19 protein-coding genes are annotated in these 22,457 nt (G+C 62.7%); 10 read left to right on the top strand and 9 right to left on the bottom strand.

Annotation, left to right across the window (positions count from 1 at the left end; genetic code table 11):
• Positions 1-144: 144 nt before the first annotated feature.
• The gene (gene sbcB, locus V3H56_RS21380) at positions 145-1,581 is read left to right on the top strand and encodes an exodeoxyribonuclease I (protein WP_042732165.1); all 1,437 of its coding nucleotides are present in this window, start codon (positions 145-147) and stop codon (positions 1,579-1,581) included.
• An 82-nt stretch (positions 1,582-1,663) separates the two neighbouring features.
• Here the strand turns inward: sbcB and mvaT are convergent, their stop codons facing one another.
• Complete coding sequence (mvaT, locus tag V3H56_RS21375) at positions 1,664-2,041, bottom strand: histone-like nucleoid-structuring protein MvaT (RefSeq protein WP_042732166.1); 378 nt, start codon at positions 2,039-2,041, stop codon at positions 1,664-1,666.
• A 306-nt stretch (positions 2,042-2,347) separates the two neighbouring features.
• On the opposite strand from mvaT, the gene purU reads away from it, so the two are divergent.
• Both purU and V3H56_RS21365 read left to right on the top strand, forming a co-directional pair.
• A complete protein-coding gene (gene purU, locus V3H56_RS21370) occupies positions 2,348-3,196 on the top strand; it encodes a formyltetrahydrofolate deformylase (RefSeq protein ID WP_003178545.1) in 849 nt (282 codons plus the stop codon).
• Between the two features lie 75 nt (positions 3,197-3,271).
• On the top strand, positions 3,272-3,469 hold the full coding sequence (locus tag V3H56_RS21365; protein WP_042732167.1) for a hypothetical protein: 198 nt from the start codon (positions 3,272-3,274) through the stop codon (positions 3,467-3,469).
• Here the strand turns inward: V3H56_RS21365 and V3H56_RS21360 are convergent.
• The 4 genes from V3H56_RS21360 to V3H56_RS21345 all read right to left on the bottom strand — a co-directional run bounded on the left by V3H56_RS21360 (position 3,450) and on the right by V3H56_RS21345 (position 8,425).
• Positions 3,450-4,445 (bottom strand): lysylphosphatidylglycerol synthase transmembrane domain-containing protein, encoded by a 996-nt coding sequence (locus V3H56_RS21360; RefSeq protein WP_042732168.1) that lies wholly within the window; start codon positions 4,443-4,445, stop codon positions 3,450-3,452. The two genes, V3H56_RS21365 and V3H56_RS21360, sit on opposite strands and share 20 nt — an antisense overlap.
• Positions 4,442-5,209: a DUF2334 domain-containing protein gene (locus V3H56_RS21355; RefSeq protein ID WP_042732169.1), complete on the bottom strand. Its 768-nt coding sequence runs from the start codon at positions 5,207-5,209 to the stop codon at positions 4,442-4,444. Before V3H56_RS21355 ends, V3H56_RS21360 begins: the two co-directional genes overlap by 4 nt.
• Positions 5,210-5,225: 16 nt before the next feature.
• The gene (locus tag V3H56_RS21350) at positions 5,226-6,347 is read right to left on the bottom strand and encodes a glycosyltransferase family 1 protein (RefSeq protein WP_042732170.1); all 1,122 of its coding nucleotides are present in this window, start codon (positions 6,345-6,347) and stop codon (positions 5,226-5,228) included.
• Between the two features lie 188 nt (positions 6,348-6,535).
• Entirely contained in the window at positions 6,536-8,425 is a 1,890-nt protein-coding gene (locus V3H56_RS21345) for a methyl-accepting chemotaxis protein (RefSeq protein WP_047736663.1), read from the bottom strand.
• A gap of 186 nt (positions 8,426-8,611) precedes the next feature.
• On the opposite strand from V3H56_RS21345, the gene V3H56_RS21340 reads away from it, so the two are divergent.
• On the top strand, positions 8,612-10,102 hold the full coding sequence (locus tag V3H56_RS21340; RefSeq protein ID WP_042731595.1) for a helicase HerA-like domain-containing protein: 1,491 nt from the start codon (positions 8,612-8,614) through the stop codon (positions 10,100-10,102).
• Positions 10,103-10,491: 389 nt separating this feature from the next.
• Here the strand turns inward: V3H56_RS21340 and V3H56_RS21335 are convergent, their stop codons facing one another.
• A complete protein-coding gene (locus tag V3H56_RS21335; protein WP_042731596.1) occupies positions 10,492-10,947 on the bottom strand; it encodes a DciA family protein in 456 nt (151 codons plus the stop codon).
• Between the two features lie 307 nt (positions 10,948-11,254).
• Here V3H56_RS21335 and secA point away from each other — a divergent pair, with 307 nt between their 5' ends.
• From secA to V3H56_RS21315, 4 genes are all read left to right on the top strand, one after another.
• The gene (gene secA, locus V3H56_RS21330) at positions 11,255-13,990 is read left to right on the top strand and encodes a preprotein translocase subunit SecA (RefSeq protein ID WP_042731597.1); all 2,736 of its coding nucleotides are present in this window, start codon (positions 11,255-11,257) and stop codon (positions 13,988-13,990) included.
• A gap of 103 nt (positions 13,991-14,093) precedes the next feature.
• Positions 14,094-15,311 (top strand): bifunctional glutamate N-acetyltransferase/amino-acid acetyltransferase ArgJ, encoded by a 1,218-nt coding sequence (gene argJ / locus V3H56_RS21325; RefSeq protein WP_042731598.1) that lies wholly within the window; start codon positions 14,094-14,096, stop codon positions 15,309-15,311.
• A 136-nt stretch (positions 15,312-15,447) separates the two neighbouring features.
• Positions 15,448-16,080 carry a glutathione S-transferase family protein gene (locus V3H56_RS21320; RefSeq protein ID WP_047736660.1) on the top strand — a complete coding sequence of 211 codons (633 nt, stop codon included), beginning with the start codon at positions 15,448-15,450 and terminating at the stop codon, positions 16,078-16,080.
• Positions 16,077-17,021 carry a Nudix family hydrolase gene (locus tag V3H56_RS21315; protein WP_338473846.1) on the top strand — a complete coding sequence of 315 codons (945 nt, stop codon included), beginning with the start codon at positions 16,077-16,079 and terminating at the stop codon, positions 17,019-17,021. Before V3H56_RS21320 ends, V3H56_RS21315 begins: the two co-directional genes overlap by 4 nt.
• A gap of 150 nt (positions 17,022-17,171) precedes the next feature.
• On the opposite strand, the gene V3H56_RS21310 is transcribed toward V3H56_RS21315, so the two are convergent.
• From V3H56_RS21310 to V3H56_RS21300, 3 genes are read right to left on the bottom strand one after another with little or no spacing between them, the layout of a single operon-like run.
• Positions 17,172-17,753 (bottom strand): cob(I)yrinic acid a,c-diamide adenosyltransferase, encoded by a 582-nt coding sequence (locus V3H56_RS21310; protein ID WP_047736657.1) that lies wholly within the window; start codon positions 17,751-17,753, stop codon positions 17,172-17,174.
• Between the two features lie 2 nt (positions 17,754-17,755).
• Positions 17,756-19,792 (bottom strand): HAMP domain-containing sensor histidine kinase, encoded by a 2,037-nt coding sequence (locus tag V3H56_RS21305; protein WP_047736654.1) that lies wholly within the window; start codon positions 19,790-19,792, stop codon positions 17,756-17,758.
• 46 nt (positions 19,793-19,838) lie between these two features.
• Positions 19,839-20,756 (bottom strand): putative 2-dehydropantoate 2-reductase, encoded by a 918-nt coding sequence (locus V3H56_RS21300; protein WP_047736652.1) that lies wholly within the window; start codon positions 20,754-20,756, stop codon positions 19,839-19,841.
• Between the two features lie 141 nt (positions 20,757-20,897).
• On the opposite strand from V3H56_RS21300, the gene V3H56_RS21295 reads away from it, so the two are divergent.
• Together V3H56_RS21295 and V3H56_RS21290 are read left to right on the top strand one after the other, a co-directional pair.
• The gene (locus V3H56_RS21295; protein WP_042728748.1) at positions 20,898-21,383 is read left to right on the top strand and encodes a YajQ family cyclic di-GMP-binding protein; all 486 of its coding nucleotides are present in this window, start codon (positions 20,898-20,900) and stop codon (positions 21,381-21,383) included.
• A gap of 144 nt (positions 21,384-21,527) precedes the next feature.
• The gene (locus tag V3H56_RS21290; RefSeq protein WP_042728749.1) at positions 21,528-22,364 is read left to right on the top strand and encodes a mechanosensitive ion channel family protein; all 837 of its coding nucleotides are present in this window, start codon (positions 21,528-21,530) and stop codon (positions 22,362-22,364) included.
• Positions 22,365-22,457 lie beyond the last annotated feature (93 nt).

The following is a 22,457-nucleotide window of genomic DNA, read 5'->3' as shown; positions in this document are numbered from 1 at the left end:
GGCGGGTGATGTCGAGGCGGATGGTGGCGCTGCCTTCGCGAGCAGGCTCGCGCCCCTCAGAAGTGTTTCCAAAACAGGCACAGTGCTGGCCGGCGGTAGGGTCGAGCGCCTAGACTTCGCCCGTCTACAGTTCAGGAACAGCCCGTGACTTCCATCTTCTGGTACGACTACGAAACCACCGGCATCAACCCGCGTTGCGACCGGCCCTTGCAGGTGGCGGGGATCCGTACCGATTTCGAACTCAATGAAATCGACGCGCCGGTGAACCTGTATTGCCGGCCCAGCGACGACATCCTGCCTCATCCGGCGGCCTGTGCGATCACCGGGATCACCCCGGACTGCCTGGCGGAAAACGGCTTGAGCGAAGCCGACTTCATGACCCGCGTCCATGCCCAACTGGCCGCGCCGGGTACCTGTGGCGCCGGTTACAACACCCTGCGCTTCGACGACGAGATGACCCGCTACAGCCTCTATCGCAATTTCTTCGACCCGTATGCCCGTGAGTGGCAGGGCGGCAACAGCCGCTGGGACCTGATCGACCTGGTGCGCGCCGCCTATGCCCTGCGCCCGGACGGCATCGTCTGGCCGGAGGAAGATGGCCGCGTCACTCTCAAGCTCGAGCGCCTGACCGCCGCCAATGGCATCGATCATGGCCAGGCCCATGATGCGTTGTCGGACGTGCGCGCCACCATCGCCCTGGCCCGCCTGATTCGCCAGCGGCAACCCCGGCTCTACGATTGGCTGTTCCAGCTGCGCAGCAAACAGAAGGTGATGGACCAGGTGCGCCTGTTACAGCCGATGGTGCACATTTCCGGGCGCTTCTCGGCCGCGCGAAATTTTATCGGTGTGGTGCTGCCGCTGGCCTGGCATCCGAAAAACCGCAACGCGCTGATTGTCTGCGACTTGCACCTTGATCCCCAGGGGTTGCTGGACCACGACGCCGAAACCCTGCGCCAGCGTCTGTACACCCGCCGCGAAGCGCTGCTCGAAGGCGAGCTGCCGGTGCCGCTCAAGCTCATCCACATCAACAAATGCCCGGTGGTCGCGCCGCTCTCGGTGCTGCGGGCCGAGGACCAGCAGCGCTTGCAACTGGACATGGCCGGCTACCAGCAGCGGGCGTTACAACTGACGGACGCGCAACAAGTTTGGCAGGACAAACTTCAGGCCATTTACGCACGGGAGGATTTCGCCGCCAGCGACGATCCCGAGCAACAGTTATACGCAGGCTTCATTGGCGATCGTGACCGGCGTTTATGTGAACAAGTCCGACTGGCCGATCCGGCACAATTGGCACAAGAGCGCTGGCCGTTCGACGATGAGCGTTTACCGGAACTACTGTTCCGTTATCGTGCGCGCAACTTCCCGGACACATTGAATGCTGAAGAGCAGCAGCGTTGGAGAGTTTTCTGTCAACAACGCCTGTCTTCCCCGCAATGGGGCGCGCCTAATACCCTGGAAAGTTTTGATGTGGCAATGGCAGAGTGGCTGTCCCTGGCGACACCCTTACAGCGAGAAGTACTCATGCAATGGCAAGGCTACAGCCAGCAATTGCGTAAACGTTTAAGCCTTGATTTGTCGTGAAGTAAGCAAGATGACAGGCATAAAAAAACGCCAGCAATGCTGGCGTTTTTTTTTCGCAAGGAACGGTGCGAGCCGGTGAGGCTTAACCCAGCAGGGTTGCCCAGCCTTCAACCACGTCACCGCCCCACTTGGCTTTCCACTCTTTCAGCGTCTTGTGGTTGCCACCTTTGGTTTCGATGACTTCGCCGTTGTGCGGGTTTTTGTATTGCTTAACTTTGCGAGCACGTTTGGTGCCGGTAGTTTTGACGGCGCCACGTGGAGCCTTGCTCGACTTGGCATCCGGATCCAGCAGGGCAATGATGTCGCGCAGGGACTTGGAGTATTCGCCCATCAACGTGCGCAGTTTGCCTTCGAATTCCAGCTCGGTCTGCAGCTTGTCGTCCTGGGACAGGTTTTTCAGACGGGCTTGCAGTTCTTTGATGGCTTCTTCGGTGGCACGGTATTCATTGATCAGGGACATGTGGACTACCTTATGTAGGGCTTGGGGTGACAAGGGCACAGTGCGGCAATAGTAATCAGACAGTTTCATCAAGTAAACATTTAACCGATGTTTTATTTAATTAATTAGTGCTGTGCCACAAAAATCGCTATTGCAGTTAAATACCGTCCCGCCGACTTCACGCCCGTTCACACATATAGCTAGCCGCCCTGAGCTGCGCCTTGCGCGGCTCAGGGGCGCGTGGGGCACCGATTGCTTGATCGATACTGCAGTTTTGCCGCGCAATGGCTAGAATAGCCGCCTTTGCGAAGTTCTGGAGTTCCCCTAATGCGCACTTTTCGGCTGGTGATTGCTTGCCCGGACCGCGTCGGTATCGTTGCTAAAGTCAGTAACTTTCTGGCGTCCCATAACGGCTGGATCACTGAAGCAAGCCATCACTCGGACAATCAGAGCGGCTGGTTTTTCATGCGTCACGAGATTCGTGCCGACTCGCTGCCCTTTGGCATCGAGGCTTTTCGCGAGGCTTTCGCGCCGATTGCCGAAGAGTTCTCGATGGACTGGCGCATCACCGACACCGCGCAGAAAAAACGCGTGGTGCTGATGGCCAGCCGCGAGTCCCACTGCCTGGCAGACTTGCTGCACCGCTGGCACAGCGATGAGCTCGATTGCGATATCGCCTGTGTGATTTCCAACCACGACGACCTGCGTAGCATGGTCGAGTGGCACGGCATCCCGTACTACCACGTACCGGTCAACCCGCAGGACAAGCAGCCGGCATTCGCCGAAGTCTCGCGCCTGGTCAAGCAGCACGATGCCGAGGTGGTGGTGCTGGCCCGCTACATGCAAATCCTGCCGCCGGCCCTGTGCAGCGAATACGCGCACAAGGTCATCAATATCCACCACAGCTTCCTGCCGTCCTTCGTCGGTGCCAAGCCGTACCACCAGGCCTCGATGCGCGGCGTGAAGCTGATTGGCGCCACCTGCCATTACGTCACCGAGGAGCTGGACGCCGGTCCGATCATCGAGCAGGACGTGGTCCGCGTCAGCCACAGCGATAGCATCGAAGACATGGTGCGTTTCGGGCGTGACGTGGAGAAAATGGTCCTGGCGCGGGGCTTGCGTTATCACCTGGAAGACCGGGTGCTGGTGCATGGCAACAAGACTGTGGTGTTCTGACCGAACGGCCATCGTGGTGGGGGATCAAGCGCCCTCACCACAGCATGCCCGCCAGATGTTTACCGAAGGTGCACCATGACCGATCCACTGGACAAAGCCACTTCGAAGGCGCCGGCCACCCTCGGTGAGGGTTGCCTGAGCCGCTACGATCCCGAGGAGCTGGGCCCGGAAGACGGTACGGAGTTTCCCGACGCCGCCGAACTGTGGAAACAGACCCATCCCGAAGATCATCCCGATCCCGAGCAGCCAGCCCTCACGCCTGACGCAGGCTGATCAGCTTCTTGATCAATGGTCGCCCGACCATCAGCAAGAACACCGGCCCACCGGCCACCAGATAGAAATAATAGGTGACCGCCCGCCAGATCAGGATGGCCGCGGCCGCGGTGGATTTGCCCACCATCGGCGCCAGCAGCGCCGCCGAGGTCAGTTCTGCCGCCCCCGCACCGCCCGGCAGCAGGCTGAATTGCCCGGCACTCAAGGACAGCATCTGGATCAGGAAACTCCAGGCCCATTGCAAGTCCGCCCCCAGCCCCTTCAAGGCCAGGTACAGCACGCTGTAACGCAACGCCCAATGCAGGCAAGTCAGGCCGAATACCTGGAACAGCGTCTGGCGTGGCAGTTTCAGGGTGTCGGTGAACGCTGCGAGAAAATGCAGGATCTTGCGTCCCCAGCGATGGCGGGTGGCGGTCTTCACTCGCAGATGCCGCAGCAGGCGCGCGCCCAGCAGGATCAACCGGCGGTGATAGCGCGCCACCAGCACGCAGCCGAACAGCCCGCCAAACAATGAAACAGCGCTCACGGCCAGCATCCATTCCATGCGCTGGCTGAGGTTCTGGAACAGCGCGTAGAACAGGATGCCCACCAGGGCGCAGAGAAAAAACAGCAGGTCGCTCAACTGGTCCATGGCGAACACTGCGCTGCTGTGGGCCGGCCGTACGCCATTGCGCGCCAGCAGGGCCATCAAGGTCAGTGGCCCGCCACTGCCGCCGGGTGTCGCGCACATGGCGAACTCGGTGGACATCACCACCCCCAGGCTCTTGAACCGGCCCAGGCGCCCCCGGTGCTCACCCAGCAACAGGCGCAGGCGCAGCGAGTTCAGGGCCCAGCACAGCACGATCATGCCGAGCATGATCAGCAGCAAGGACAAGGGAAAGCGCTGTACCCGTGCCCACATGTCCGTGCCGCCCACCAACAGCGGGACCAGCAAGGCCATGAGCAGCGCGGCGGCCAGCCAGAGCAGCCGCTTCATGCCGCGCTGCTGACCCGCAGGCCCTGGGTGGCCAGCCAGTCGACCTTGGTCATTGGCACGCGGCCTTCATTGAGCAGGCGTTCGAGGGTCTGCAGCCAGTAGTCCCGGGAAAACCGATGGCGCATGTCCACTGGGTGCAGGCCCAGCCGAATCACCGGTGCCTGGCGCCAGCGCTGTTCACGTTGGTCGCTGAGGACTTTCGACAGCCCCCGGCGCCAGGCGCTGCGGGCGCTCCACACCAGCCCGGGAGCGTCGAGCGGAGTAAAGTCGGGCAGGCGATACAGGTGCTGGGTGTCGCTGGTGTAGCTCAGCGGTAACTGACGCAAGGCCCGGCGCGTGCCTTCGCTCATCAGCCAGGCCGGGGCGACGAAGCCTTCCAGCGGCCATTGGTAGCGCTCGAAGGTTTCGATGCCGGCGCGCAGGCGGGCGAGGGCGGCTTCTTCGCCCAGGCTGTAGAACTCGCCTTCATGTGTGTAGACCCGGCGCATGAACCAGTCCTTGGGGTGGCGAGCCGCCGGCCCATCGTCGCAATGGTAATAACCGTGCAACACCAGTTCGTCGCCGCGCTCCACGCGTCGGTCGAGCAGGCACCGGAAGTCGGGGTGGTCCTGCAGTGCATTGGTGTGGTGGAAATCCGGCACCACCAGCCAGGTCAGCGGCACATCGCCCAGGGCGTCGACGGCTTCGACGAAGGGCTGGTAGTCGGGCCAGGTTTGCGGCGCTACGTCGTGCAGCACCAAAAGCACGCTGGGCGAGGTATTCATCGGCACGGTCCTCGCTTCAACCATTGGCCAGCAGTGGCATCTGCTCGCCGAGCACCGCGTAGTAATGCCCCAGCAGGTTGTTGACCACTGAATCCCAGGCGTAATAACGCTCCACGTGCCGGCGCGCCAGCACGCCACGGCGCTGGCAGCCCTCGGCGAACAGTTGCCGCACGGCGTTGGCCATGGCTTGTGGATTGTTCGGTGTGCACAGCAGGCCGCAGTCTTCATGGACGATTTCGGTGAACGCGCCGGCTGCCACGGCCACCACGGGGATGCCGCTGGCCATCGCCTCGAGGATCACCAGGCCGAAGGTTTCCTGGTCGCCGGCATGCAACAGCGCGTCGGCGCTGGCCATGAGCCGCGCGACTTGCGGTGCCGGGCAGAACTCATCCACCACGGTGACGTTGTCCGGCACCAGCGCCGGCATCGATGAGCCCACCAGCAGCAGGTGATAGCGCTCGCCCAGGCGCTTCATGCACTTGAGCAGCACCGGCAGGTTTTTTTCCTTGGAGCCGCGACCGGCGAAGATCAGCAGGCGGGTGTCTTCGGCGATCCCCAGTTCCGCCCGCAGCTCCGGGTCACGGGCGGCGGGGGTGAAGGTTTGCAGATCCACGCCCAGGGGTTGCACGTGGACATTCCTGACCCCCAGCCCGGTCAGCTTGTCGGCCATGACCTGGCTGGGCGCCAGGACCCGGTCGAAGTTGCCATACAGCTTGCTGACATACGCTTCGATATTGGGGGTGAACCAGTTGCCCATGCGGTTGCTCACCAGCAGTGGCAGGTCGGAGTGATAGAAACCAATGACGGGCACGTCGAGCTGGCGGCGGGCATCCAGGGCGGCCCAGGCGGTGAGGTAGGGGTCGCCGACTTCGATCAGGTCCGGTTGCAGATCACGCAGGACATTGCGCCAGGGCGCCAGGCGCAGGGGGAAGCGGTAGCCCTTGCCGAAAGGCAGCGCCGGGGCCGGGACCTTGTAGACCCCGTCGTGCTCGCTCAAATGTGCGCCGGGAATCAGCAGGCTGTGGCGAATACCGGGCCGATCGCCCAGGCGCCGGTGCTTGGCATCCAGGTAAGTGCGCACGCCGCCGCTGGCAGGGGCGTAGAACATGGTTATGTCCGCTATATGCACGATGAACATCCCTCCGGTCTGTGTTCTCCTTTGTTGACCTTTATGAAGAATAGATGTTCGGTTGGGTTGCGGTGGGGCGGGGGTGTCAGTGGAGTGTTGCTTGATTTGACAGGCCCTCATCGCGAGCGAGCTCCCACAGGGTTAGCGCAAATCCCTGTGGGAGCGAGCTCGCTCGCGATGAGGCCAGTTCAGGCGCTTTAGATCCTGAAACTGCCCACCAACTGCTTGAGCCGCGCCGCCTGCCGCTCCAGGTCGGCACAGGCGCGCAAGGTCGATTGCAGGTTCTCCACCCCTTCCTGGTTCAGCGTGTTGATCTCGGTGATGTCGACGTTGATCGATTCCACCACGGCCGTCTGCTCTTCCGTGGCGGTGGCCACGGACTGGTTCATGCCGTCGATTTCACCGATGCGCTGGGTCACGCTGTTCAGGCGCTCGCCGGCCAGGTTGGCGATCTCCACGCTTTCCTGGCTGTGGCGCTGGCTGTCGTTCATGGTCATGACCGAATCCCGGGCGCCGACCTGCAGTTCCTCGATCATGGTCTGCACTTGTTGTGCCGATTCCTGGGTGCGGTGGGCGAGGTTGCGCACCTCGTCCGCCACCACGGCAAACCCGCGTCCGGCTTCACCGGCCCGAGCGGCCTCGATCGCGGCGTTGAGGGCCAGCAGGTTGGTCTGCTGGGAAATGCTGGTGATCACCTCCAGGATCTGGCCAATGTTCACGGTTTTGCTGTTCAACGTCTCGACGTTGTTGCTCGACGTGCTCAGCAGCTCGGAAAGGCGATTCATCGCGGCAATGCTGCGGTCTACCACGTGCTGGCCGTCCTCGGCCAGGCCACGGGCGTCGCTGGCCTGATGGGACGCCTGGGCGGCATTGCGGGCGATCTCCTGGGCGGCGGCGCCCAGTTGGTTGATCGCGGCGGCCACGCTGTTGGTGCGGCTCGATTGTTCGTCGGAGTTGACCATTGACGAGTTCGACGCGCTCACCACGCGCAGGGCGACTTCATTGACGTGTTCGGTGGCGGAGGACACTTCGCGGATCGAACCGTGGATGCGCTCGACGAAACGGTTGAAAGCGATGCCCAGAATGCCGAATTCGTCCTGGTTCTGGATCGTCAGGCGCTTGGTCAGGTCGCCTTCACCGTCGGCGATGTCCTCCATGGCCCGGGTCATGGTGTGCAGCGGCTGGATCAGCAGGCGGATCAGCATGCTCAACAGCGCGATGATGAAGATCACGGCAATGATCGTCGCCACGACTGCCGAGGTACGGAAATCGCTGAGCATCGCGTAGGCCAGGTCTTTATCCACCGAGACCCCGACGTACCAGTTCACCGAAGGCAGGCCCTTGATCGGCACGAAAGTGACAATGCGCGAGTGGCCGTCCACCTCGACTTCGGTGATCTGTTCGCTGATTTTCGGCGTGTTGCCTGGGTAGGCTTCGGCCAGGGTTTTCATGACCAGGGCCTTGTCCGGGTGCACCAGGATCTTGCCATCGGCGCTGACCAGGTAGGCATAGCCCATGCCATCGAAGTCCACGGTCTTGAGGTTGTCGACAATGGCTTGCAGGCTCAGGTCACCCCCCACGACGCCGACGGTCTGTGTGGCGTTCCGGGCAGCACTGGCAATGGAGATGATCAGCCCGCCACTGGCGGCGTCGATGTACGGTTCGGTCAGGGTCGAGGTGCTGCTGCTCTGCGCGCCCTTGTACCAGGGGCGTACGCGAGGGTCGAAGCCGTCGGGCATCTTCGCGTCGGGGCGAATGATGAAGCTGCCCTGGGCGTCGCCCAGGTAGGAAGCCATGAAGGTTGCGGTCAGTGCTTTCTGCTCCAGCAGCCGGGTGACGCTGGCGGAGTCCGGGCTGGCGGCAATGTTCTGGGCCAGGTTTTCGATGAGCAGGATCCGCCCGCTGAGCCAGGTCTGGATGTTGCTCGCGGTGACCTCGGCCATTTCATGCAGGTAGCCGTCGAGGTCGTCGCGGATGGCGTTGCGTTGCAGGTAATCGTTGTATGACGTGAAGGAGGCGAAGGCGGCAACGACGATCAGGGCGGCGGCAAGGAGGATTTTATGGCTGAAACGCAGGTTTTTCTTCATGGTTCGAGGTTCCGCTGAGTCTTATGGCTCTGGGCGTGCTTTTATATGGAAAGTTCGCTAAATATCGCCGTATTGAAAAAAGCTGATATTTCCATCTCCCTGGGAATTATCCGACCTTGTTTTCAGTAGGGTCTGTCATTCCAGGTATCGGCCAAGCAGGGCCACAGATTAACCACAGGTGACGAAATGCCTGACTCACTCAAGCTTGTTATCGGCGCCGACCCGACCGGCCAACCCCTCTCCCAGGCGATGCGCCTGGCGAACCGCCACGGCTTGGTGGCGGGCGCCACCGGCACCGGCAAGACCGTGACCTTGCAGCGCCTGGCCGAAGCGTTCAGCGATGCGGGTGTGGCGGTGTTCGCGGCGGACATCAAGGGCGACCTGTGCGGCCTCGGCGCTGCCGGCAACCCCCAGGGCAAAGTGGCCGAGCGGATCGCCGGCATGCCTTGGCTCGGCCACACGCCCCAGGCCTATCCGGTGACGTTGTGGGACATCCACGGCCAATCCGGTCATCCACTGCGCACCACCTTGAGTGAAATGGGCCCGTTGCTGATCGGCAGCCTGCTGGAGCTCACCGACAGCCAGCAGTCGGCGCTGTACGCCGCGTTCAAGGTGGCTGACCGTGAAGGGCTGTTGCTGCTTGACCTCAAGGACCTCAAGGCGTTGCTCAACCACCTCAGGGACAACCCCGAGTTGCTGGGGGACGACGCGGCGCTGATGACCACCGGTTCCAGCCAGGCCTTGCTAAGACGCTTGTCCAGCCTGGAGCAGCAAGGTGCGGAAGCGTTGTTCGGCGAGCCGGCCTTGCAGCTCGAAGACATCTTGCAACCGGCCAGCGATGGCCGGGGACGCATCCACCTGCTGGACGCCAGTCGGCTGGTCCATGAGGCGCCGAAAGTCTACGCGACCTTCCTGCTGTGGCTGCTGGCCGAGTTGTTCGAACAGTTGCCCGAGCGCGGCGATGCGGACAAACCGCTATTGGCGCTGTTTTTCGACGAGGCGCACCTGTTGTTCGCCGGCACGCCCAAGGCCTTGCAGGAACGCCTGGAACAAGTGGTGCGGCTGATCCGTTCCAAGGGTGTCGGGGTGTATTTCGTGACCCAGTCGCCGGGCGATTTACCAGACGATGTACTGGCGCAACTGGGCTTGCGTATCCAGCACGGCTTGCGGGCTTTCACCGCCAAGGAGCAGAAATCCCTGAGGGCGGTGGCGGACGGTTTCCGCCCGAACCCGCAGTTCGATGCCTTGGCGGTGCTGACCGAGCTGGGCATCGGTGAAGCCCTGGTGGGCACCCTGCAGGAAAAAGGTACGCCGGAAATGGTCCAGCGCGTGCTGGTGGCACCACCGCAATCGCGCATCGGGCCGTTGAGCGAGGCCGAGCGCGCCGCGTTGATCGCCCGCTCGCCACTGCAAGGGCGCTACGACAAGCCCATTGATCGCGAGTCGGCCTATGAAGTGTTGATGGGGCGCAAAGGGCTGGAGCCTGAAGCCGAGGCCGCGTCGGACAAACCGGCGGCTGAACAGCCGAGCCTTGCCGACAGGGCCGGGGAGTTCCTCGGCACGGCAGCGGGGCAGGCGCTCAAGTCGGCAATGCGTCAGGCGGCCAACCAGTTGGGCCGTCAACTGGTGCGCGGGTTGATGGGCTCATTGCTGGGCGGCAGCAAGCGCCGCCGGTAGTCAGGGCCGAGTCGCGCCCTTCGCCAGCAGGGGAATTTTGCCGACACAGGATTTTTGCTCGACGCAATCCCTTGTGGGAGCGGGCTTGCTCGCGAAGGCGCTGGGTCAGCCACTTATTCTTAAATGACAGACCGCTATCGCGGGCAAGCCCGCTCCCACAGAAGGGCCGAGGTGAACACAATTTTTGTGGCCGCTGAAAAACGCTTGTGGGAGCGGGCTTGCTCGCGAAGGCGTTGGGGCAGCCACTTATTCTTATAATGACAGACCGCTTTCGCGGGCAAGCCCACTCCCACAGAAGGGCCGAGGTGAACACAATTTTTATGGCCGCTGAAAAACGCTTGTGGGAGCGAGCTTGCTCGCGAAGGCGATCGACTGGACGAAGCAACGTCTCAAGTCTTGGGGCGCGCGTGCGCCGCCAGGCGCTCCAGCGCCGCCCGCAGGTTGGGATCGCTGATGCCCTCGGCCGTGGACTGGATGGTCGCGGCGGCATCCTGGGACAGGTCCAGCGTGTGCCCCTTGGCACCGACCTGCACGGTAGGCGGCTGGACCTTGAACTGGATCCGCACCAGGCCGGCGAACTCTTCGAACGCCTGCAACTGGCGCAGCAGGCGTTTTTGCTGGTAGCGCAGGCGCGTGGCCCAGTGGCCGTCGGTGACAATCAGCAACAAACTGCCTTCGCGCCAGGACGCCACGTGACAATGCTCGCGAGCGGCAGGTTGCAGTTGGCTGTCCAGCAGCCGCTGCAGGTGGCCCAGGCGCCTGGCATGGCCGAAGATGGCTTTCAGCGGCTTGGCTTCGCGCAGCAGGATGGCGGGCGCCTTGGCGGTAAGGGGGCGAAAGGCCATGAATGAATACCGCAAGTGACAGAGGCGCCATGGTAACAGAAAGCATCGCAGGCGCCTGGGCCCTGTGGTCTGGGGCGTTTTGCCTGGGCAATCAACGCTTAACTTCTGCGTTTTGTGGGTTGAAGTTCGCGCAAAAGCCCTTATTTTAAGCAAGCCCCGTCACAGCGCTGTGCCAGCATCGTGGAATAACGCCACTTTCCTCTCCATCGTTTCCGGGTAGAATGCTCGTTCGCATGCGGCCATGAGGGCTGCACGGGCGACTCACGGGGCCGCCCTCCATCCCTTTAGTGTGGAAGATCCTGCCGATATGTTTGCGCCTTTGTTAAAGAAACTCTTTGGAAGCAAGAACGAGCGTGAAGTCAAGCGCATGCTCAAGACGGTACAGACTGTCAATGCCTTCGAAGAGCAAATGGTGGCCCTTTCGGACGATCAGTTACGCGCCAAGACTGCCGAATTCAAGGACCGCATCGCCAAGGGAGAAACCCTCGACCAGCTCCTGCCCGAAGCCTTTGCGGTTGCCCGCGAAGCCGGTAAGCGGGTCATGGGCATGCGTCACTTCGACGTCCAGTTGATCGGCGGCATGACCTTGCACGAAGGCAAGATCGCCGAAATGCGCACCGGTGAGGGCAAGACCCTCGTGGCAACCCTGGGCGTCTACCTCAACGCATTGTCCGGCAAGGGCGTGCACGTGGTGACGGTCAACGACTACCTGGCCCGCCGCGACGCCAACTGGATGCGTCCGCTCTATGAATTCCTCGGCCTGACCGTCGGCGTCGTCACGCCGTTCCAGCCGCCGGAAGAGAAGCGTGCCGCCTACGCCGCCGATATCACCTACGGCACCAACAACGAATTCGGTTTCGATTACCTGCGCGACAACATGGCGTTCAGCATGGAAGAAAAATTCCAGCGTGAACTCAATTTCGCCGTGATCGACGAAGTCGACTCCATCCTCATCGACGAAGCCCGTACCCCGCTGATCATTTCCGGTCAGGCCGAGGACAGCTCCAAGCTGTACACCGAGATCAACAAACTGATCCCGCAGCTCAAGTTGCACGTCGAGGAGGTCGAGGGCCAGGTCACCCAGGCCGGTCACTACACCATCGACGAGAAGACCCGCCAGGTCGAACTCAACGAAGCCGGTCACCAGTTCATCGAAGACATGCTGACCCGCGTCGGCTTGCTGGCCGAGGGCGAGAGCCTGTACTCGGCGCATAACCTGGGCCTGCTGACCCACGTCTATGCCGGCCTGCGCGCCCACAAGCTGTTCCATCGCAACGTCGAATACATCGTGCAGGACGGCCAGGTCGTGCTGGTGGACGAGCACACCGGCCGTACCATGCCGGGCCGTCGCCTGTCCGAGGGCCTGCACCAGGCCATCGAAGCCAAGGAAGGCCTGAACATCCAGGCCGAGAGCCAGACCCTGGCCTCGACCACCTTCCAGAACTACTTCCGCCTGTACAACAAGCTGTCCGGCATGACCGGTACCGCTGACACCGAAGCGTTCGAGTTCCACCAGATCTACGGCCTGCAAGTGGTGGTGATCCCGACCAACAAGCCGCTGGCCCGTAAGGACTACAACGACCTGGTGTTCCTGACCGCCGAAGAGAAGTACGCGGCGATCATCAACGACATCAAGGAAGGCATGGCCCAGGGCCGTCCTATCCTGGTGGGTACCGCCACCATCGAGACGTCCGAGCACATGTCCGCCTTGCTGAACAAGGAAGGCATCGAGCACAAGGTCCTCAACGCCAAGTTCCACGAGAAGGAAGCCGAGATCATTGCCCAGGCCGGTCGCCCAGGTGCATTGACCATCGCCACCAACATGGCCGGTCGGGGTACCGACATCCTGCTGGGCGGCAACTGGGAAGTGGAAGTCGCCTCCCTGGAAAACCCGACCCCCGAGCAGATCGCGCAGATCAAGGCCGACTGGCAGAAGCGTCACCAGCAGGTGCTCGAGTCCGGTGGCTTGCAGGTGATCGCCTCCGAGCGTCACGAGTCGCGCCGCATCGACAACCAACTGCGTGGCCGTGCCGGTCGCCAGGGTGACGCTGGCTCCAGCCGTTTCTACCTGTCCCTGGAAGACAGCCTGATGCGCATCTTCGCCTCTGATCGGGTGAAGAACTTCATGAAGGCCCTGGGCATGCAGCCGGGCGAGGCGATCGAGCACCGCATGGTGACCAACGCCATCGAGAAGGCCCAGCGCAAGGTCGAAGGCCGCAACTTCGATATCCGCAAGCAATTGCTGGAGTTCGACGACGTCAACAACGAGCAGCGCAAAGTGATCTATCACATGCGTAACAGCTTGTTGGCCGCCGACAACATCGGTGACACCATCGCCGATTTCCGCCAGGAAGTGCTCAACGCGACCGTCAGCGCCCACATCCCGCCGCAATCGCTGCCGGAGCAGTGGGACATCGCTGGCCTGGAAGCGGCCTTGCGCAGTGACTTCGGCGTGTCGTTGCCGATCCAGCAGTGGCTCGACGAAGACGATCACCTGTACGAAGAGACCCTGCGCGAGAAGCTGCTCGCCGAACTGATCGCCGCGTACAACGAGAAGGAAGACCAGGCCGGTGCCGAAGCGCTGCGCTCCTTCGAGAAGCAGATCGTGCTGCGGGTCCTGGACGACTTGTGGAAAGACCACCTATCGACCATGGACCACCTGCGCCACGGCATCCATTTGCGCGGTTACGCCCAGAAGAACCCGAAGCAGGAGTACAAGCGCGAGTCCTATACGCTGTTCTCCGACCTGCTGGATTCGATCAAGCGCGACTCGATCCGTGTGCTGTCCCACGTTCAAGTCCGCCGCGAAGACCCGGCCGAGGAAGAGGCGCGCCTGCGTCAGGAAGCCGAGGCCCTGGCCGCGCGCATGCAGTTCGAACACGCCGAAGCCCCTGGCCTGGACGTTGTCGCCGAAGAGGGCGTCGACGTGGATGTTGCCCTGGCGACCGCGCCAGTGCGCAACGAGCAGAAGCTGGGCCGTAACGAACTGTGCTACTGCGGTTCGGGCAAAAAATACAAGCATTGTCACGGGCAGATCCAGTAACACCCGTTTCCAACGCTGAACGACCTGCGCCGCGACCGGTTTCCGACCGTCGCGGCGTTTTGCCATTTGATTCAGACATACATTTTATTTAAGGAGCGCATTCATGGCTGTTGGTCTTGGTCCGTTGCCAACGTTGCACCCGGTTGCCGGTTTTGAACTCGGTATCGCTTCGGCGGGCATCAAGCGCCCCGGGCGTAAGGATGTCGTGGTGATGCGTTGCGCCGAGGGCTCGACGGTTGCCGGTGTCTTCACCCTCAACGCCTTCTGCGCCGCTCCGGTCATCCTGGCCAAGCAACGCGTGCAGGGGCCGGTGCGCTACCTGTTGACCAACACCGGCAATGCCAACGCCGGTACCGGCGCGCCAGGCCTGGCCGCCGCCGAGCGCACCTGCGCCAAGCTGGCGGAGTTGACGGGCGTGGACGCCAGCCAGGTGCTGCCGTATTCCACCGGTGTGATCGGCGAGCCGCTGCCGGTCGAGAAGATCGAAGGCGCGTTGCAGGCCGCCCTCGATGACCTGTCGGAAAACAACTGGGCCGCTGCCGCCACCGGCATCATGACCACCGACACCCTGCCCAAGGGCGCGAGCCGCCAGTTCGAGCATGACGGCGTGACCGTCACCGTGACGGGCATCAGCAAAGGCGCCGGCATGATTCGCCCGAACATGGCGACCATGCTCGGCTACATCGCCACCGACGCCAATGTCTCCCGGCAAGTGCTGCAAGACCTGATGCTCGACGGCGCCAACAAGTCGTTCAACCGCATCACCATCGACGGTGACACGTCCACCAACGATTGCTGCATGCTGATCGCCACTGGCAAGGCCAACCTGCCGCCGATCACTGAAGCCAGCGGCCCGCTGTTCGCCGCGCTCAAGCAAGCCGTGTTCGAGGTGTGCATGGAAGTGGCCCAGGCCATTGTCCGTGACGGCGAAGGCGCGACCAAGTTCGTGACCGTGCAGGTCAATGGCGGTGGCAATCACCAGGAGTGCCTGGATGTTGGCTACACCGTGGCCCACTCGCCGCTGATCAAGACCGCGCTGTTCGCGTCGGACCCGAACTGGGGCCGGATCCTCGCCGCCGTCGGCCGTGCCGGCGTGCCAGACCTGGATGTGAGCAAGATCGACGTGTTCCTCGGCGACGTCTGCATCGCCAGCCAGGGCGCTCGTGCCGCGAGCTACACCGAGGCCCAGGGGGCGGCGGTGATGCAGCAGGAAGAGATCACCATCCGCATCGAGTTGGGCCGTGGTGAGTGCAGCGAGACGATCTGGACCACCGACCTGTCCCACGAGTATGTGAAGATCAACGCCGAGTACCGGACTTAACATCGAGCCGTCCTCTTCGCGAGCGAGCCCGCTCCCACAGGCGTTTACGGGATGCCGTTGTGGGAGCGGGCTTGCTCGCGAAGGCGGCCCGATAGACAACAGCCAATTTCTGTACCCCTAAGAACGGATTCCAGACATGAGCCTGCACCTGATCATCGGCGACAAGAAAATCTCTTCCTGGTCCCTGCGTGCCTGGTTGGCGTTGACGCTGACTGGCGCGAAGTACACTGAAGAACTGGTCAGGCTCTATCAACCCGACACGCGGCAGAAGCTGCTCAAGTATTCGGCCACCGCCAAGGTTCCGCTGCTCAAGACCGAATCGGGCGTCATTGCCGATTCCCTGGCGATCGCCGAGTACCTGGCCGAGCAGTTTCCCGAGGCGGGCCTCTGGCCCAGGGATGTAGCGGCCCGGGCCCAGGCGCGGTCGGCATGTGCGCAAATGCACAGCGGTTTCTTCGCCCTTCGCACCCACATGCCATTTGACCTGGCCCATGATGCGCCGTTGTCGCCCATGCCGGCCGATGTCCAGGCGGAAATCGAACGGATGCTGGCGCTGTGGGCCGAATGCCGGGCTGCGGCGACCGACGCCGGGCCTTACCTGTTCGGCACCTTGGGCCTGGCGGATGCGTTTTTCCTGCCGGTTGCCGTGCGCCTGCGCACCTACCAAGTGGAACTGCCGGCGATCGATGCGGCCTATGTTGAAACCCTTTACCAATGGCCGGCCTTCAAGACCTGGCAACAGGCCGGCCTGGAGGAAGCAGCGCGGTGAAACGAGTACACGTAGCGGCGGCGGTCATTCGCGACGCCGACGGCAGGATCCTGATCGCCCGTCGGGCCGACACCCAGCACCAGGGTGGCTTGTGGGAGTTTCCCGGCGGCAAGGTCGAGGCGGATGAGTCCGTCGAGGCGGCCCTGGCCCGGGAGCTTCATGAAGAGCTGGGCATTGTGGTCGGCGCCGCCCGGCCGCTGATCAAGGTGCGCCACGATTACCCGGACAAACAGGTGTTGCTGGACGTCTGGGAAGTCTCGGCGTTCACCGGCGAACCCCACGGTGCCGAAGGACAGCCATTGGCCTGGGTGACGGCTCGCGAGCTGACGGGCTATGAATTTCCGGCGGCCAATCAGCCGATCGTGGCCGCCGCCCGTTTGCCTGGCGAATACCTGATCACCCCCGACGGCCTGGAAACACCGGCCTTGTTGCGCGGCCTGCAGAAGGCGATTGCCGGTGGGATCAAGCTGGTCCAGCTGCGCGCGCCCAACGGCTACGATCCGCAGTACCGCGACCTGGCGGTGGATGCGGTGGGGCTGTGCGCCGGCAAGGCGCAATTGATGCTCAAGGGCCCGTTCGAATGGCTGGGGGATTTCCCGTCCGCTGGCTGGCACATCACCGCCGCGCAGTTGCGCAAGCATGCGGCGGCCGGTCGTCCGTTCGGCAAGGATCGCTGGCTGGCGGCTTCCTGCCATAACGCCGAGGAGTTGTCCCTGGCGCAGCAGATGGACGTGGACTTCGTGACGCTCTCGCCTGTCCAGCCGACCCAGACCCATCCCGAGGCCCAGCCGTTGGGTTGGGAGGAGGCGGCCCGGCTGATCGAGGGCTTCAACAAGCCGGTCTATCTGTTGGGTGGGGTCGGCCCCGCTGAACGGCAGCAGGCCTGGGAAGCCGGGGCTCAGGGTGTGGCGGGGATTCGGGCGTTCTGGCCTGGGGCATGATTTTTGTGGTGGGGCTGCTGGCCCCTTCGCGGGCAAGCCCGCTCCCACATTGGATCTGCGTCAGACATAAAGTCAGGGGGCACAACCGATCACCTTGTGGGAGCGGGCTTGCCCGCGAAGGCGGCCTGACCGGCGATACATCTCTTTTGATCACCCCCCAGGCTTGGCCGCCGCCTCCCACAGCACCTCTGCTATCCCTTGCCGCCGGGCGATGATTCGCGCCGCCACGAACAACAGGTCCGACAACCGATTGATATAAGCCAGCCCCGGCCCCGCCAGCGGTTCCACGGCGTTCAACTGCTGGCAACGACGCTCGGCACCGCGGGCCAGGCTGCGACAGATGTGGGCCTGGGCAATCAGCGTCGAGCCACCGGGCAGGATGAAGTTTTCCAACGGTCCCAATTCCTCGTTCCAGACATCGATCGCCGTTTCCAGTCGCTCGACTTCTGCCGCATTCAACGCCTGATAGGCCGGCATCGCCAGTTCGCCGCCCAGGTCGAACAGCCGGTGCTGACAGGGTGCCAGCACGTCACTGACTTCCTTCAGCGCCGGGTAGTGCGTGGTTTCGGCGGCAAGTCCAGCCAATAGCAACCCCAGTTGGCTGTTCAGGGTATCCACTTCGCCGATGGCCTCGACCCGTGGGTGGTCCTTCGCCACGCGGCGACCATCGCCCAACCCGGTTTCACCGGTGTCGCCGGTGCGGGTGTAAATCTTCGACAGGCGAAAGCCCATGCTCAGCGCTCCAGTTGTATGTTTTCCTGCTGGGTGAGGGACGTGCCGGCCAAGGGCAGGCGCAAGGTGAAGCAGGTGCCCTGGCCCGGTGCCGATTGCACTTCCATCTGGCCCTTGTGGTTGTTGGTGATGATGAAGTACGACACGGATAGCCCAAGGCCCGTGCCCTGGCCGATTTCCTTGGTGGTGAAAAACGGCTCGAAGGTGCGCTTGCGCACGTTCTCACTCATGCCGATGCCGTTGTCCTCGACCTGGATCTCGGCCCACGGCGGGTTCAGCCGCGTGCGCAGGATGATACGCCCCGGCTCGCTGTCGTCCTGGCGTTGGTGGATCGCCTGGGCGGCGTTTTTCAACAGGTTGAGCAGCACCTGTTCCAGCTCGTTGGCGGTGCCGGGGACCGGGCCCAGGTTCGGGTCGAACTGACGGATGATCGCCTGGCCCTTGAAGTCGAAACCGATCGCCAGGTCGAAGTCGTTGCCGGCGATTTCCACTGCCTGGTCGATCAGCGCGGGCAGGTCGCAAGGCGCCATCTGCCGCGTGCTGCGGCGGCTGAAACTGAGCATGTGGGTGACGATCTTCGCGGCCCGGGCGCCGGCCTGCTGGATGCCGTCCAGCAACTGCGGGATCTCCCGGCCTTCCAGGTAGCGATTGACCACCTGCAGCTCGATGCCCAGTTGCTCGGCCTGTTCGAGGTTCTTCGGCAGGTCCGGCGACAGGCGTCGGCGGATGTTCTGCACATTGTGCAGGATCGCCCCCAAGGGGTTGTTGATTTCGTGGGCCATGCCCGCCGCGAGGCCGCCGACCGAGAGCATCTTCTCCGATTGCACCATCATTTCCTCCAGCGACAGGCGCTGGGTGATGTCGTCGATGCGGATCACCACCCCGCGGCCGGCGCCGCCCATCAGCGGATAGAAGGTCAGGGCGTAGTGGCGAGCCTCGTCGTCCTTGGTCCAGGTGACGCGTTCGATCTTGGCCACGGTGTGCTGCTCGACGGTCTGCTTGAGTTGGGGCAGGTAGGGCTTGAGCGGTTCGAAGGCGAGGAAGATCGGCTGGTTCAGGGCTTCATCCAGGCGCGTGCCGGAAAGGGCGCTGGCCTCCTGGTTCCACTGGGTGACGTAGAGCTGTTCGTCGAGGGCGATCAGCGCCGACGGCATGGAGTCGATGATGCTGTTGAGGTAGTTCTGGAAGCCGGTGAGCTTCTTCTCGATCTTGCTGCGCACCTGGACTTCCAGCTCCAGCTTGCGGTTGGTGTGACGAGTTTCTTCCGCCAGGCCCTGGGCCTGGTCGTAGGCGGCCTGGGAATCGTCCCGGGCGCGCTTGAGTTGTTGCTCCCGGGCTTCGATCCGCGACAGCATGGTGTTGAACGCCTCGGCCAGGCTGCCGATTTCATCGTGGTTGCCCCTGGCGGCGCGCAGGGCATAGTTTTCCTCGCGGGTGACCTGGCGTGACAGCTCTTCGAGTTGGTGGATCGGCTGGGTAATCAGGCGCTTGATCTGCTGGGCGATGACCAGCCACAGCAGCACGCTGAAGATCAGGATGCCCAGGCTGGCGGTCAGCGTGCCGGTGTAGAACGCGGTCGGCAGTTCGCTGCTGGCCACCAGGAGCAGATGGCCGGGCTCCATGCCGGGACGGGGCAGGGTGATGACCTGGTTGCTGCGAAACTCACCGGCCTGCCAGGCCTGCATCTTGCGAAAGTGGTCCGGCAGCTTGAGCTTTTCGCCTTGTTGCAGTTGTGCCAGGCGTTCGCCCTGGCCGTCGTACAGGGCCGCCGCCCGAAGCGGTGCGTAGCTGTTGAGTTCGTCGAGCAGGCGCTTGGCGCTCTGCGGCGACTGCACGGCATCGGAGATCAGGCTCGGGTTTGCCACCAGCCGGCCAATGGTCTGCAAGGCCTGGGGCGCCATGCTCTCCTGGGAGATGTAGTAGGCGGCACTGATAAAGGTCAGGTTGGCCACCAGCAGGACAGTGGTCAATAACACCAACAGGGCGGCCAGCAGCTTCTGGCCGACCGGGAGGTTCTCAAGGCGCTGGCGCAATGGCATCAGACTGGTCGCTAAAAAGGAACACGAGGGCCAGCGTAGCCGCTGCTCAGTCGCTGGGCAATCCGAGGTTGTCCAAGTGGACAATCAGTCGCTGGCGCAGTTGTTCCAGGTGCGGTACCGCCAACCGGTGCCGCTGGGCCACCTTGCAGGCGTGGCCGAGCAGGTAGCTGATCTCGGTGCGGCGCCGGTTACTGACATCCTGGTACATCGAGGAGTAGTTGGTAGCGGTGGCCTGGATCACCCGCTCGACCTCCGGTTGCAGGTCTTCGGCGGCGGCGGGCTGGCCGCAGTGTTCGAGCAGATCGGTGAGTTCCGCGCACAGGGTGGCGACTTCGCAGTGGTGGCTTTGCAAGCCGCCGTTCTTGCAGTGGTGCAGCACCGTCAGTGGATTGATCGCACAGTTGAGCGCCAGTTTGCGCCAGAGGCGGGTGAGGATATCGGCGCTCCATTCGTGGGGAATGCCTGCGGCCACCAGGTCGTCCAGCCAGAACGGGGCCACCGGGTGCGCCGGATCGCCGAGCCAGGTGTAGCCATGGCCGGCGAACACCACGCGCCAGTCACCGTCGCGAAACGCCCCTTCGGTACTGGAGGCACTGATGCAACGGGCCAGGGGCACGCGGTTGGCCACTGCGTCCTGGCTGCCGAGGCCGTTCTGCAGCAGGATCAGTTCCGAGTCGGCATCCAGGCGGTGGGTCACCGAGCTGACGGCGGCCTCGGCGTCATAGGCCTTGCAGGCCAGCAACAGGCGCTTGATCGGCTCGTGGTGGTCCGCCGTTTCGCCGGGGACCGGGTAACACTGCGCCTGGCCCTGTTCCACCAGCGTCAGCCCGCCGGCGGCTTGATAGGCTTGCAGGCGGTCTGCATTGCGCAGTACCAACCTCACTGGCAGGCCGGCCCGGGCCAGGCGCGCGGCCCACAACGTGCCGAGGCTGCCGGCCCCCAGGACATGCCAGGTGGTGGGCATCAGTTTTTTACTCGGTTTGTCGCAGGCATCCGGGAGCTCGCAGTGTCAGTGGGGAAAGACCCGTTATAATGAGCCCGATTTTAACCACAAGCCAAGCGCGCGCCTTTGTTACCGGCGCGCCTTTTTATTGGAGAACACTACATGCCGTCATTCGACGTGGTATCCGAACTGGACAAACACGAAGTCACCAACGCCGTTGAAAACGCCGTCAAGGAACTCGACCGTCGCTATGACCTCAAGGGCAAGGGCAGTTTCGAGTTCAAGGAAAAGGACCTGACCGTCAACCTGACCGCCGAAGCCGATTTCCAGCTCGAGGCGATGATCGAGATCCTCAAGCTCGCGCTGGTCAAGCGCAAGATCGACGTACAGTGCCTCGAGGTCAAGGACGCTTTCGCCTCGGGCAAGCTGATGAAGCAGGAAGCCGTGCTCAAGGAAGGCATCGACAAGGAACTGGCGAAGAAGATCGTTGCCCACATCAAGGACGCCAAGCTCAAGGTTCAGGCCGCCATCCAGGGCGAGCAGGTGCGGGTGACCGGCAAGAAACGTGACGACTTGCAAGAGGCCATTGCGGCACTGCGCGGCAAGGAATTCGGCATGCCGTTGCAATTCAACAACTTCCGCGACTGATATTTCAGTCGCTTGGAGACCCTGTGGCGAGGGCGCTCGCTCCCGCTGGCTGCTTAGCAGCCCCTTATCGGTGAGCGCTACGCACCCAAGCGCGAGCATCCTCCCTCACCACAATGCCGCGTGTAACAGGAAAAGGAGACAACGATGGACTTGAACGCTGAAGTGGACCACCTGGTCAAGGCTTCCCAGGCCTGGATCCCGATGATCATGGAGTACGGCAGCCGGGTGCTGCTGGCGATCATCACCCTGGCCATCGGCTGGTGGCTGATCAACAAGGTCACGCAGAAACTGGGCGCGCTGTTGGCCCTGCGCAACGCGGACCTGGCGCTGCAAGGGTTTATCAGCACCCTGGCGAACATCATTCTGAAAGTGCTGCTGATCGTCAGCGTGGCGTCGATGATCGGCGTGGAAACCACCTCGTTCGTCGCGGCCATCGGTGCGGCCGGCCTGGCGATTGGCCTGGCATTGCAGGGCAGCCTGGCGAATTTCGCCGGTGGCGTGCTGATCCTGCTGTTCCGCCCGTTCCGCATCGGTGACTGGATCGAGGCCCAGGGCGTTGCCGGTACGGTCGATGCGATCCAGATCTTCCACACCGTACTGCGCACCGGCGACAACAAGACGGTCATCGTGCCCAACGGCAACCTGTCGAACGGCATCATCACCAATACCAACCGCCAGCCGACCCGCAAAGTGGTATTCGACGTGGGTGTGGATTACCAGGCGGATCTGCAGAAGGCCCGGCAGGTGTTGCTGGACCTGGCGAAGGATGAGCGCGTGTTGGCTGATCCGGCGCCTGAAGCAGTGATTTCCACCTTGGGTGACAGTTCGATCACAGTGTCGTTGCGGATCTGGGTGAAGACGGCCGATTACTGGAGCGTGATGTTCATGTTGAATGAACAGGCTCGGGACCGGTTGAAGGATGCGGGGATCGATATTCCGTTCCCACAACGTGTGATTCGGGTGGTTCAGGAGTCTGTTTGACCTGTTGGTCAGACTATTCATGAATAGCCAGCAATGAAAAAGGCCCATCCGAAGATGGGCCTTTTTTTGATTACCGCGAACTAACTTTCGGCA

The sequence above is a fragment of the Pseudomonas sp. MS646 genome, assembly GCF_036693845.1.
GTDB lineage: Bacteria > Pseudomonadota > Gammaproteobacteria > Pseudomonadales > Pseudomonadaceae > Aquipseudomonas > Aquipseudomonas chlororaphis_E.
The sequence above is the reverse complement of the archived record's forward strand: the minus strand, read 5'-3'. Positions and strand labels throughout refer to the sequence as shown.

Coding starts and splice junctions, on each gene's coding strand:
- V3H56_RS21290 (WP_042728749.1), top strand. CDS start 21,528: ATGGACTTGAACGCTGAAGTGGACCACCTGGTCAAGGCTTCCCAGGCC.
- V3H56_RS21365 (WP_042732167.1), top strand. CDS start 3,272: ATGACCGATCCACTGGACAAAGCCACTTCGAAGGCGCCGGCCACCCTC.
- V3H56_RS21360 (WP_042732168.1), bottom strand. CDS start 4,445: ATGAAGCGGCTGCTCTGGCTGGCCGCCGCGCTGCTCATGGCCTTGCTG.
- V3H56_RS21340 (WP_042731595.1), top strand. CDS start 8,612: ATGCCTGACTCACTCAAGCTTGTTATCGGCGCCGACCCGACCGGCCAA.
- V3H56_RS21295 (WP_042728748.1), top strand. CDS start 20,898: ATGCCGTCATTCGACGTGGTATCCGAACTGGACAAACACGAAGTCACC.
- V3H56_RS21320 (WP_047736660.1), top strand. CDS start 15,448: ATGAGCCTGCACCTGATCATCGGCGACAAGAAAATCTCTTCCTGGTCC.
- V3H56_RS21305 (WP_047736654.1), bottom strand. CDS start 19,792: ATGCCATTGCGCCAGCGCCTTGAGAACCTCCCGGTCGGCCAGAAGCTG.
- V3H56_RS21335 (WP_042731596.1), bottom strand. CDS start 10,947: ATGGCCTTTCGCCCCCTTACCGCCAAGGCGCCCGCCATCCTGCTGCGC.
- V3H56_RS21355 (WP_042732169.1), bottom strand. CDS start 5,209: ATGAATACCTCGCCCAGCGTGCTTTTGGTGCTGCACGACGTAGCGCCG.
- mvaT (WP_042732166.1), bottom strand. CDS start 2,041: ATGTCCCTGATCAATGAATACCGTGCCACCGAAGAAGCCATCAAAGAA.
- secA (WP_042731597.1), top strand. CDS start 11,255: ATGTTTGCGCCTTTGTTAAAGAAACTCTTTGGAAGCAAGAACGAGCGT.
- purU (WP_003178545.1), top strand. CDS start 2,348: ATGCGCACTTTTCGGCTGGTGATTGCTTGCCCGGACCGCGTCGGTATC.
- V3H56_RS21310 (WP_047736657.1), bottom strand. CDS start 17,753: ATGGGCTTTCGCCTGTCGAAGATTTACACCCGCACCGGCGACACCGGT.
- V3H56_RS21345 (WP_047736663.1), bottom strand. CDS start 8,425: ATGAAGAAAAACCTGCGTTTCAGCCATAAAATCCTCCTTGCCGCCGCC.
- argJ (WP_042731598.1), top strand. CDS start 14,094: ATGGCTGTTGGTCTTGGTCCGTTGCCAACGTTGCACCCGGTTGCCGGT.
- V3H56_RS21350 (WP_042732170.1), bottom strand. CDS start 6,347: ATGTTCATCGTGCATATAGCGGACATAACCATGTTCTACGCCCCTGCC.
- V3H56_RS21300 (WP_047736652.1), bottom strand. CDS start 20,756: ATGCCCACCACCTGGCATGTCCTGGGGGCCGGCAGCCTCGGCACGTTG.